The 12,575-nt window shown below is 61.4% G+C and carries 5 protein-coding genes; 3 read left to right on the forward strand and 2 right to left on the reverse strand.

Annotation, left to right across the window (positions count from 1 at the left end):
* Positions 1 to 6,970 (reverse strand): DUF4347 domain-containing protein (locus EPO09_RS09460; RefSeq protein WP_290642478.1); only part of this gene is annotated, 6,970 nt, incomplete at its 3' end.
* A 275-nt stretch (positions 6,971 to 7,245) separates the two neighbouring features.
* Between EPO09_RS09460 and EPO09_RS09465 the strand changes: the two genes are divergently transcribed.
* Positions 7,246 to 9,666 carry a GGDEF domain-containing protein gene (locus EPO09_RS09465; RefSeq protein WP_290642479.1) on the forward strand — a complete coding sequence of 807 codons (2,421 nt, stop codon included), beginning with the start codon at positions 7,246 to 7,248 and terminating at the stop codon, positions 9,664 to 9,666.
* Between the two features lie 11 nt (positions 9,667 to 9,677).
* On the opposite strand, the gene EPO09_RS09470 is transcribed toward EPO09_RS09465, so the two are convergent.
* Complete coding sequence (locus tag EPO09_RS09470; protein WP_290642480.1) at positions 9,678 to 10,325, reverse strand: hypothetical protein; 648 nt, start codon at positions 10,323 to 10,325, stop codon at positions 9,678 to 9,680.
* Positions 10,326 to 10,522: 197 nt separating this feature from the next.
* On the opposite strand from EPO09_RS09470, the gene EPO09_RS09475 reads away from it, so the two are divergent.
* Entirely contained in the window at positions 10,523 to 11,986 is a 1,464-nt protein-coding gene (locus tag EPO09_RS09475; RefSeq protein ID WP_290642482.1) for an argininosuccinate synthase, read from the forward strand.
* Positions 11,987 to 12,047: 61 nt separating this feature from the next.
* Entirely contained in the window at positions 12,048 to 12,365 is a 318-nt protein-coding gene (locus tag EPO09_RS09480; protein ID WP_035039303.1) for a pyrimidine/purine nucleoside phosphorylase, read from the forward strand.
* Positions 12,366 to 12,575 lie beyond the last annotated feature (210 nt).

A 12,575-nucleotide genomic window follows, 5' to 3' on the forward strand; every position in this document is an offset into this window, starting at 1 on the left:
CGGCATCCACGTCGGCAATCGAGATCAGGTTGCTGTTGCCCGATGAGAACACCAGCGTGGTGTCTTCGTTGACGCTCTGTGCGGCCGGTACCGTGTTGACCGGTGCATCGTTGACGGCATTGACCGTGATGGCGACCGTGTCGGTGTCGGTCTTGGCGCCACCGCTGCCGGCATTGCCCTGGTCGGAGGTGAGGATGGTCAGCGTGTCGCTGCCGTTGTAGTTGGCTGTGGGGCTGTAGACCAGGCCGGCCAGGGCGGTGTTGATGGCGCTGGCCGTGCCGCTGAAGGTCATGGTGGCATCGGCCGTGCCGTCACCACTGGTGAAGCTCAAGCCCGTGATGCCAGACAAGGTCAGTGCACCATGGCTGACGCTGATGGTGACCTGCATGCTGCCGCTGCCTGCGTCCACATCGGCGATCGAGATCAGGTTGCTGTTGCCCGACGAGAAAGTGAGACTGCTGTCTTCATTGACGCTTTGCGCAGCCGGCACGGTGTTGACCGGCGCATCGTTGACGGCCGTCACGGTGATGGCCACGGTATCGGTGTCGGTCTTGGTGCCGCCGCTGCCGGTGTTGCCCAGATCAGAGGTGAGGATGGTCAGCGTGTCGCTGCCGTTGTAGTTGGCGGTTGGCGCGTAAGTCAGGCCTGCCAGGGCAGTATTGATGGCGCTGGCCGTGCCGGTGAAGGTCATGGTGGCATCGGCCGAGCCATCCCCGCTGGTGAAACTCAGTCCCGTGAGGCCGGAGAGTGTCAGCGTGCCGTTGGTGACGGTTAGCGTGACCTGCATGTTGCCGCTGGCCGCATCCACATCCGAGACCGAGATCAGGTTGCCGTTGCCCGACGAGAAGGTCAGGTTGGTGTCTTCGTTGGTGGTCTGTGCGGTGGGCACGTTGTTGACCGGTGCATCGTTGACGGCGTTGACGGTGATGGCGACCGTGTCGCTGTCGGTGAGGGTGCCGCCGCTGCCGGTGTTGCCCAGGTCGGAGGTCAGGATGGTGAGCGAGGCTGCGCCGTTGTAGTTGGCAGTCGGGCTGTAGCCCATGCCGGCCAGGGCGGTGTTGATGGCGCTGACAGTACCTGTGAAGGTCATGGTGGCATCGGACGTGCCATCACCCACAGTGAAGCTCAGGCCAGTGATGCCCGATAGCGTCAGCGTACCGTTGGTGACAGTGAGCGTGACCTGCACATTGCTGCTGCCGGCATCCACGTCGGCAATCGAGATCAGGTTGCTGTTGCCCGATGAGAACACCAGCGTGGTGTCTTCGTTGACGCTCTGTGCGGCCGGTACCGTGTTGACTGGCGCATCGTTGACCGAGGTGACCGTGACTGACACGTCATTGTTGGCGCTGGTCTGGCCCAGCGCGTTGGTCGCCACGAAGCGCACGGTGCGCGTACTGGTTGATGGGGTCGAAGTATTGGTGTTCTGGTAGGTGATGTTCTTTAGCAGCGCCGTAACTGCGGCGTCAGTGGCATTGCTGTTGAGCGTGATCACCAGGTTGGCGCCACTCGTGCCGCCGGCATAGGTGCCGATGGTGGTGCCCGCATACGTCACGTTGCTGCCGCTGATTCCGATCTGACCTGATCCCGTGCCTTGATTGCGGATGGCCAGCACATCCTCCGCTGCTGTGCTGCCCGCCGTGAACGACACCGTGAGGTTGCCGCCGTTGTAGAGCGTCTGGTCGCCCATCGCTATGGTGGCGCTGGTGCCCTGGTCGATGATCTGGGCGGACTGGTCTTCCGTGAAGGCCAGCGTATCGCCCGACAGGTTCGCGATCACCGGCGCGTTCTGGAACCACACGTAGGTGAAGTTCTCGCGGTAGTAGAAGATGGTGTTGTTGTCCAGTTCGGTGACCGTGCCCCAGGCGCTGCCGTCCCAGGCCACGAAGTTCAGGTCATAGGCGTTGTCCTGCACGCCCAGCATGATGGTGTTGGAGTACGGGTCCGAGTACAGCTTGATGATGTAGGGTATGTCCGTGCCGCCAATACTGGGGCCAGTGCCTTCGGCTGACCAGCCGCCGCCGCTTGTCCAGGTGCGGTAGTAAACGTTGGGCCCTGCGGATTTGCCATACACGGCCAGCAGGTCGCCCGACTGGCTTTCAAACGCCACAGCCATGGTGGCGTGGTGATCGGGGATGTCCAGACCAGAGGTGGTCGCCAACTGGGTGGAGCCCCAACTGCTGCCGTCCCACACAGCCAGCCAGGTTTCGTTGGCGGCGTCCTTGGCGGCAATCGCAATGCGGTTGCTGCCAGGATCTGACGCGATGGCCGTGTTGTAGAGATCAGAGCCTGCCGTGACGCCCGCAGGTGCCGTGACCGTGCCTTCGCTGCCCCAACTGCTGCCGTTCCACATACGGTACTGCACGCTTGATGAGTCCGACGCTGAGTTGTCGTAGATAACCATGGCGTGGCCGCTGTGCTGCTCGTACGCCACGTTCAACTCGAAGTACTGCTTGTTGCTGTTGGAGCCCAACGTCTGCGCATTGCCCCAGCTGCTGCCATTCCACACGATGGCGTACTGGTTGCTGCTACCCGCCGTGGTCTCGACGCCCAGCACCATGTCATGGCCAATCGGGTTGGCTGCCAGCTTCATGTGCACCGGCTCGCCGCTGATGGGGGCGGTGATGGTGTTGATGGCGGACCAGCTCGTGCCGTTCCACGTTGCGTAAGACAGGCCCGTTGTGCCGGTGTTGCCGTTATCCCAGACCACCATCGCATCGCCGCTGATCTGATCGTAGGCCAGGGCAAAGCTGTCGTACATGGAGGCCGTTGCGCTGGGGCTGGCAATGGGGATGGACAGCACGGACGACCAGGCGCTGCCATTCCAGATGCCCGCCAGAATCCTGCCTGAAGCGTCTGCCGATCCGATGAACAGGATCTCGTTGCGTGTTGGCGATTCGGCCGCCGTGATCATCGAGATGTCGTCGTTGAGATTCAGACCATCCGTGCCGATGCCGCCGAAGCCTGCGGCACTCCAGTCTGCATAGCTTTGATAAAAGCGGTCGTTGTTGTTCCAGATCACGCGGCCACGCGGCGCATTGGCGGGGGCCACGGCCTGCACCGCTTTGGAAAATTCCGAAGCGCCGATGTAGGATGTTTCGATGTTGGCCACGGCACTGACCCAGTCCCCCACGCTCACGCCTGTGACAGTCAGCGAGAAGGTCGCATCACCTGTACCCGCTACCGTGGTAACCTGAGCCGCGCCCAGGTAGGTCTTGCCTTGCCCGTAGCCCGTGGCATCCTTGGTGGGGCTGGCGAAGAGTTCGATGTAGATCGTATCTGGGCCCTGGTACCAGTCGATCGAACCGGTGATCGTGGTCGTGCTACCGTTGGTCACGACCGATGTGATGACCGGGTAGTTGTTCAGGTAGTTGGCCCCACCGTCGCCATCGTTGTAGTCATTGGCTGTGACGCCATCATTGCCTTGGTCGATGCCAATACCTGTGTTGCTGTAGATCGAGTTGCGGTAAAACAGGTTGCCTGTGCCGCCCACAATCGCAATGCCTGCGCCGCCATTGCCCGCGATGATGTTGCCATCACCCGATGTCTTGCCGCCCACGATGGTGCCCGTGGCGTTGATGTAGATGCCAGCCAGGGTGTTGCCCAGCAGCGTGACGCCGTCTGCGCCAACACCGATGTAGTTGCCCTTGATGACATGGGCGTAGCTGGTTTCTACATCGATGCCGTAAGACGTGTTGCCCGAGATGATGTTGCGGTAGCTGCTGCCGTTGCCGCCGATGGTCGAGATACCGCCCGTGCGCAGCTCGATGCCAGAGCCTGTGTTGGCCAGCTTGGCCGTGCCCGTGGCATTCAGACCGATGATGTTGCCCAGCACAGTGACACCACTGTTGGCCGCATAGATGCCGCCCAGGTCATTGCCCGAGATCAGGTTGCCTGCGCCGGTTGTCGTGCCGCCGATCGTGGCCGTTCCCGCGTCATCCAGGTAGATGCCGTAACGCGTGTTGCCCAGGTCTACCGTGCCGGTCACGTCTGTGCCGATGTAGTTGCCCTGGATCGTGACCGTGCCCGTGGTGGTCACCCAGATGCCCTCGCGCACATGTCCGGAGATCACATTGCCAGAGCCCGTCGCTGTGCCACCAATCGTCACGTTGGTGGACGAGGTCTCGATCATGATCCCGTAGTTCGGGTTGGTGGTGCTGAAGACCGATGTGCCTGCGGCGTTCAGACCGATGTAGTTGCCTTTGACGACCGTGCCATCGGCGCCGGTGGCCATGTAAATGTTGTAGCCACCTGAGTTGCCGGAGATCACATTGCGGTCTGCCGCTGTGGTGCCACCGATCACCGTGTTGGCGCCATAGGTGACGATGCCCGCCGTAGCATTGCCAAAACCCACGCCCTTGTTGCTGCCATCGGCATTGAAGCTGCCGATGAAGTTGCCCACGATGGTGTTGTTGTCCGAGCCCGGCTCCACGTAGATGCCGTAGGCCGTGAAGTTGCGGATCAACAGGCCACGGATGGTGCTGCCATCGGCCGTATTGTTAAGGTCCAGCCCGAAGGCAGCGGCGTCGTTGCCGTCCAGCACCACGGTGTGCACGCCGCCAGCCACATAGCCGCTTTGCGTCGAGGCGTTGATGTTGACGGCCTGCGTGATAGTCGGCAAGGCACTGGTGGCTGTGATCGTGTACTCGCCATAGCTGCCTGTGGCCCCGGTGATGGCAAAGGAAATGGTGTCCGTGCCAGCCGTGTTGTTGGCTGCAATGATGGCCTCTCGCAAGGAGACCTTGCCGTCGGTGCCGCCGCTGATGGCGTTGAGTTGCTCGGCGGTGAAGCTGCTCAGCGAAGTGTCGTTGGTGTCTGCTGTGGTGGTCACCACCAATGCAGACGACACATCGGTCACGGTCACGCTGATGGTCTGCGTGTCAGTCAGGCTGCCGTCACTGGCCTGAACCGTCACCACATAGACGTTGTCGGCATTGCTGTCTGTCGGTGCTTCGTAATCGGGCGCGGCAGCAAAGGTCAGCACGCCTGTGCTGCTGTTGATGCTGAACTTGGCGCCATCACCACCCGCCACGATCGAGTAGGTGCGGGCCGTACCTTCCGCATCGGTGGATGTCACTGTGGTGACCGAAGTCAACGTTTCTGCCACGCTGATGGAGGCCGTGGCGCCGCCGCCATCGCTGGTGATCACGGGCGCATCGTTGACGCGCGTGACGGTAAGTGTTGTGGTCGCTGTGGCGCTGTTGCCGCCGTAGGGATCGGTTGCCACGACCGTGATGGATCGGTTGGTCGTGTTGGGATTGTCCGAGGTGTTGTTGTAAAGGATGCTGCGCAGCACCGTCTGGTAGTTCGCCGCTGTATCACTGCCAGACAGGCTCAATACGCCGGTTCCGCTGTTGTACGCTGCTGTGATGTTGGTGCCGGTGGTGGTGGCGGAGAGCGACTCTGCTGCGCCATCGAGCGGGTTGGTGAGTGTCACCGTCATGCCCGACAAGTTGCTGCTGAAGGCGTTGACACCACCCGTCACCGTGGCATCTGTGTCCGCAATCTTGATGGGGGTCTGTTCGACGAAGGCGGCTGAGTAGTTGCTGCCACTGGCGCCTGAACTGTTGTTGGCGTCCAGGTCCAGCGAAGGCGGTGAAGGCGCGGTGTATGTGATGGCCAGGGTAGGACGGTTGGCGGCCGTGGCGTCTTCCGATGAAGAGAAGCTGGCTTTGGACGAGTTGTCATTGCAGAACAGGTACCAGCCCTGGTTGCTGCTGGTGCCATTGATCCAGGATTGCACCGTATTGATCATGGCATGACCGGCGGTGGAGAACGTGAAGGAGTACGAACCAGTCCCGTTGTCCGCGAAGCTGAAGTCAGCTGTTGACACGTACTCTGCACCGTCTACGCCGCTGCCCATCGAGTTGTAGGTTGACGTGTCGGTCCAGGCGCTCAGCATCTGGTACAGGCTGAACGTGGGGTTTGTGAATGTGGGTGACGCTGTCATGTTCAGCGTCAGGGTGACACTGGTAACCACGGAACCCAGAGGTACCTGGTTGGCGCCTGATCCAGTCAGGTTGTCGAACTTGAGCAGGGTTTGGAAAGGATCTTGTGTCGTGGCGCGACCGGCACTCAGCGTGGTGCTTGTGCTGTAGTCCGTGGTGGGAGCCAGCAAGGCCAGATAGGTGTCGCTCGTACCGGTGTAGCCATTGAGGCCATCGCGCAGCGTGAGCGTGGTTAGCACATGATCCCACTGCGGAAAGGTGGCGCTGGGCTGAAAGAGGAGGGACTGGATCGTGCCAGTCTGGTACTCCAGCGACCAATTGCCGCCCAGTGTCGCTGCACCGGTTTTGTCCTCGCTGGCTGCTACGTCGGCACCAGTCAGGAGCGACAGGTCCTGGATGAAATGCTGCCCGACGGCCGTTTGTGCCACGTCGCAGCCATAGATCAGGATGTCGGCATCCTCTGTCAGGGCGCTTTGCCAATTGCTCAGTGCTTGCAGGTGGCTGGGCAGCGTGGCTTGGTTGAGCCATGTGCTACCCAGTTGCACGTTGCCGTCCGAGCCGTGGCTGATGATGTGCAGGGCAGATACATCATGGCGGCCCTGCAAGACCTCGGTGATTTGGGTGACACCATCCTGGTCAGCGCTCAGCCAGTGGATCTCCAGCGTGTGCGAGCCATCTTGCTGCGCCACGATCTGCTGCATCAGCGCCTGTGCTTCCGGCACACTCGCATCGACAAACACCAGTTCGGCTGGGGCGGTTGTGGCGCTGGTCTGGCTCTCCTGGGTAGTTTGGGTTTGCGCTTGCGTTGGCATTGGCGCAGCAGGCGGTATCACTTGCTGAATGGCGCCGCTCAGGTCCGCTGCCGGTGTGGCTGTGGGATCAATGGCCAGCACGCCAGCCGCATCCGCGCTGAACAGAATGCGTGGTTCCAGCTCTTCCATCTGACCGTCAAAACGCGCTTCGTCCGGGCGAGGCGCCTTGGGCGTGTTGAGGCGGGCGAGCAGCGACCGGGCCTTGCTAAACATGCAGCCCTCCAGCCGTACCAATACGGCTTCTCGCCTCGACCGACGCGACATTGCTCATACCAGACCCGATCAGCGCACAGACCCCAAAGCCATCTTGGGGGTGTATAGACATCTTGCAGGTTCCGGTGGGCGTTTAATGCCTTGAAAAGCGTGACGATGTCACGGTTATCCAAAGCCAATGCCCTTGGAATTTTTGGGGAAATTTCTGGCGCGATCGCTCAAGTCAGGCCGTTCACCTGACGAAAAAGCCGAATGCTCCACCGTTTGGCCGCCGCATGACCTTGTCCGCTTCCTCTCTGACATCGACCTGTCAGCCAGAACTGGCTGACAGGGACGTGGAGGAATTGCGCCGCCGGGGTCTCAAGCGCTTCTGGCTGGCCTGGCCCGCGTACGTCGCCGTTCTGGTCTTGTTGTGCGTGGGTGTCTATGTGGGTTCGGTCAAGTCCGGTGTCGCCATGCTCATCAGCGTGGGCACGGTGTTGTCGCTTGGTCTGATTTACCTGACCTTGCGCATGGGTTGGGCCGTGCGTTCGCAGGATCCCATGCTGGCGTTCACGCAGTCCTCATTCAGCATCGCGTTGGTGGCGATTGGCTATGCCATGTTGGACGATCTGCGCAGCACTGCCTTGTTGTGGTTGAGCGTGATCGTCGTGTTTGACCTTTGGCGGCTGCCTCGTCGGCAGGTGCGACTGGCCATGGTGATGTGCCTGGTGTTGCCGATGCTGGCAACCGTCTCGCGCTATTACTGGCATCCCGAGCCGATGAACTGGGTGCACGAGCTATTCACCTTGTTGATATTGGCTGTGGTCTTGCCAGTGCTCTACGCCGTGTCAGGGCAGGCGCGGGCGGCCAGATCAAGGCACGCTCGCCAGAAGCAGCAAATGGCCGAGACCTTGGCGCGTTTGCATGAGTTCTCCATCCGGGATGGATTGACCGGGCTCTATAACCGGCGCCATATGCTGACCTTGCTGGAGGACGAAACCCGGCGCAGCCGTCGCAATGGTCGCCCCTTTACGCTGGCCTTGTTGGATCTCGACTTCTTCAAGCACGTCAATGACGAGCACGGGCATGCCACGGGCGATATCGTCCTCAAGACATTTGCGCGCATCGCGCGGGACGTGTTGCCTGACAGCGCCGACATGTTGGGCCGCTGGGGTGGGGAAGAATTCCTGCTCTTGCAGTCGGAAACTGATGCGGCGCAAGCACTGGCGGATCTGAACCGTTTGCGTCAGGCCTGTCGTGAGCACGAGTGGTCGCAATATGCGCCAGGCTTGCGGGTAACGTTCTCTGCGGGCGTTTGCCAGCATCAGCGGCAGGATCAACTCGACCACAGCCTGGAGTTGGCCGATCGTGCCTTGTACCAGGCCAAGGCGGAAGGCCGTGACAGGGTGTCGGTTCATGGCGGGGTGGATCTTGCCCTTGTGGGTGTTGATGGCATAGCCGGCATGTCTCGCCGTCTGGAACGTGGCCCGTCCGTAGCCGCTGCATCCTGCGCACCGGCCTCGGATGGCGCCACCTGGACGGATCTCGTCATGGATGATCTCGACGAGAAAGTCAGCGCGCTCGACAAGCATGAGCCCGCGCACGGCTGGCGTCATCGTCTGCTTAACCTGTTGTGCGGCTCAAACCAGAAGCTGCGGCCCGCCATGGCCATGTGTGTGCTCAGCCTGTGCGTTTACCTGACGTCCATCGCGGGCTTCATGTTCTACGTGATGCCATCCGGGCTGTTGACCCGTGTGCAGGGTATGGGCTTCGTGCTGCATAACATCCTGGCCATCGTGGTGCCCTTTGTCTTGCTGCGATCTGGCGTGACGGTCAACTGGAAGGATCCTTCGTTTGTGATGCCTCAGGTCTTGTGGGGCGGCACAGGCGTCATCATTGGATACGGCATGATGCCTACGACCAGCCCCAGTACGCTGCAGATGATCTGTCTGAGCCTGGTCTTCGGCTTCACCAGCTTGAAGCCCCTTCAGGCCGTATGGGTGGGGCGCTATTACCTGGCCATGATGCTGGGTGTGTGGGTCGTGCGCGCCTTGAGTGATGTCGTTGGTTTCATGCCTCGTCGGGAAGGGCTCGAAGTGGCCATGACTTGCCTGGTCCTGTGGATCCTGACCCTGCAGTCCACCCGTCTGAGCGCCATTCGCCTCAAGGTCAGGGCGGAAAAGCGCGAGTTGATCCAGGCCACTGAACGCGTGAGTCAGGTCATGGTGCGCGATACCTTGACGGACTTGTTCAATCGCCAATACATGCAGATCCTGCTGGACCGCGAATGTGTACGGCATCAACGATCAGGCAAGTCTTTCAGCGTGGCGCTGATTGACCTGGATCATTTCAAGGCCATCAACGACACCTATGGACATGGCGTGGGTGACGAAGTGCTGGTCGGCTTTGCTCAGGCGGCGCGCAATCATCTGCGCGACAGCGATGTGCTGTGCCGCTGGGGTGGCGAAGAGTTCCTGGTGCTGTTGGTGGGTGCCGATCCCGGCGCCAATGGTGTGATGGCCATGGGGCGTTTGCGTGATGCCATGGCTTCCCACGATATGACGTTGGTCGACTCGAGCCTGAAGGTCACGTTTTCAGCCGGTGTGGCTGAACACCTGCCGGGCGAGCCCATCGCTCGCACACTGCAGCGCGCGGACGAGGCGCTCTACGCAGCCAAGGCTGCAGGCCGGGATCGTTGCGAACTGGCTGCTTGAGGGCGACCAGTTCAGTCCCAGCGGCGATGGCGCCGCCAACCGGGTTCATAGGGCTCTTCGTACACAGGTTCTGGCGTGGGCGCATACACCGCTGGTGCCATCACGGGGGCGGGTGCCACAGCCGGGGTCAGGCTCACCTGAACCGGGATGGTGGCACCTGGTTCTTGCCCCATCTGCGTGTTGAAACGCTGGCCCGCGAACTCGTACACCACGTTGTAGGCCATGACGCGGTTTTCGTACTCGGCTTGTTGATCGCAGCGGCGTACCGAGCTGGTCGTGCCCTGGCGGCCGTCGTTCTCGATGTGATCTCCTGCAATCGCGCCGCCAAAGATGCCCAGGCCGGTGGCCAGTGCCTTGCCTGCGCCTTTACCCACCGAGTTGCCAATCACGCCGCCGGCAATGGCACCCATGACGGCACCGGCGCCGGAGGAGCGCGGCGGGTTCTGGCGCAGTTCGTCATAGCAGACCTGGCGGGGCACGGCCACCTGACCGATCACCGGTGTGGCCGACACGACCTTGGCCTGCACCGTCATCGTCGTGGTGGAGGGCGCCCCCACGACGTCGCCCACACGAGGGCCGGCGCACGCGGCCGTGGACAAGGCCAGCGCGGTGAGCGCGAGGGCGTTGGCGTGGCGGGGAAGGGCGGATGGCTTGCGCATGTGAGTCTCCTGATCCGGGCTGCTGGGCCCGTGCTGATCTCAACGGATCAGCCTGTTCGCCTGCTGACCTGCCCCGTGTGAAGTTCGCGTAAAGGCCTGCGAAAGCTGCGGGATAGCGCGTTGATGCGGCCGGTCTGGATACTGAGGGGCGGCAAGGCGTAAAATACGCGGTTTCGTCTCTATCAACCGATTCGACCATGTCCAAAACAGCCAAGCCAGCCCGCGCCGCCAAGCCGGCCAAGGTTTCCAAGGCCGCAGCCAACGCCACTGCACCAGCTGCCGCTCCCGTGGCCGCCACCAAGGCATCTGCTGCCGGCGCTCAGAAAGTCAAGAAAGTTGTCCTGGCCTACTCCGGCGGTCTGGACACCTCCATCATCCTGAAGTGGCTGCAGGACGAGTACAACTGCGAAGTGGTCACCTTCACGGCTGACATCGGCCAGGGCGAAGAGATCGAACCCGCACGCGCCAAGGCCCTGAAGATGGGCATCAAGCCCGAGAACATCTTCATCGAAGACCTGCGCGAAGAATTCGTGCGCGACTTCGTGTTCCCCATGTTCCGCGCCAACGCGCTGTACGAAGGCGAATACCTGCTGGGCACATCCATCGCTCGCCCCCTGATCGCCAAGCGCCTGATCGAGATCGCCAAGAAGACCAAGGGCGACGCCATTTCGCACGGCGCTACCGGCAAGGGCAATGACCAGGTTCGTTTCGAACTGGGCGCTTACGCACTGCTGCCTGGTGTCAAGGTGATCGCACCGTGGCGCGAATGGGATCTGCTGAGCCGCGAAAAGCTGCTGGCTTACGCCGACAAGCACGGCATCCCCGTGGACTTCAAGAAGCGCAAGGGCGGCGCCCCTTACTCGATGGACGCCAACTTGCTGCACATCAGCTACGAAGGCGGCGTGCTGGAAGATCCGAACTTCGAGCCAGAAGCCAATATGTGGCGCCTGACCAATTCGCCCGAGAAGGCACCAGGCAAGGCCCAAGTGATCGAGCTGACCTACGCCAAGGGTGACGTGGTCGCCATCGACGGCGTGAAGATGTCGCCCGCCACCGTGCTGACCAAGCTGAACGAAATCGGCGGCAAGCATGGCATCGGCCGCCTGGACAAGGTCGAGAACCGCTACGTCGGCATGAAGAGCCGCGGCTGCTACGAAACCCCTGGCGGCACCATCCTGCTGAGCGGCCACCGTGCCATCGAATCCATCACCCTGGACCGCGAAGTCCTGGCGCTGAAGGATGACCTGATGCCGCGTTACGCCCGCATGATCTACAACGGCTACTGGTTCAGCCCCGAGCGCGAACTGCTGCAAGGCCTGATCGACAAGAGCCAGGAAACCGTCAACGGTACCGTCAAGCTCAAGCTGTACAAGGGCACCATCCTGGTCGTGGGCCGCGAGTCCAAGACCGACAGCCTGTTCGATGCCAAGATCTCGACCTTCGACGACGATGGCGGCGCCTACAACCAGGCTGACGCAGCCGGCTTCATCAAGCTCAACGCCCTGCGTCTGCGCATTGGTGCCAATGTGAAGGCTGCTCGCGCTGCTTCGGCCAAGCCTGCTCGCAAGGCCGCCGGCAAAACGGCTGCCAAGAAGACTGCCGCGAAGCCTGCTGCCAAGCCCGCAGCCAAGAAGGCCGTCGCCAAGAAGGCTGCCAAGTAAATCTGATTGAAGGGTCGGTGCCTCAGGGCATCGGCCTTATCCATTTTCTGGAGACACCAAGATGACCACCACCACTCTGGCTGGCACCGTTGCCACACAAGCCAATGTGTACTTTGACGGCAAGTGCGTCTCGCACACCGTGACCCTGGCTGACGGCGTTCGCAAGTCCGTTGGCGTGATCCTGCCTGCTGCCTTGACCTTCAACACGGGCGCACCCGAGATCATGGAGACCGTGGCTGGCCGTTGCAGCATCAAGCTCAAGGGCGAGACCGAATGGAAGAGCTACGGCCCGGGCGAAAGCTACAACGTGCCTGGTAATTCCTCGTTCGAGATCAAGGTGGAAGGCGAGCCTTACCACTACATCTGCCACTTCGGCTGAGCGATGAAATTGGCTTGATGCCAAAGAAAAAGCCTCCTGAACAAGGAGGCTTTTTTCATGGTGATTGCGCTGATCAGAAGATGATCAGAATTTGGGCTCAGGCATGTCTTCCATCTTGGCCGGCTGGCACGTCATGGCCATGGTGCCCAGAGAGTCGTCATTGAAGTCCAGCAACTCACCTTCGAGCTCGCCGTTCTGGCGATCCACCGA

This window comes from Aquabacterium sp., from assembly GCF_004297345.1.
Taxonomy (GTDB): Bacteria; Pseudomonadota; Gammaproteobacteria; order Burkholderiales; family Burkholderiaceae_C; genus Aquabacterium.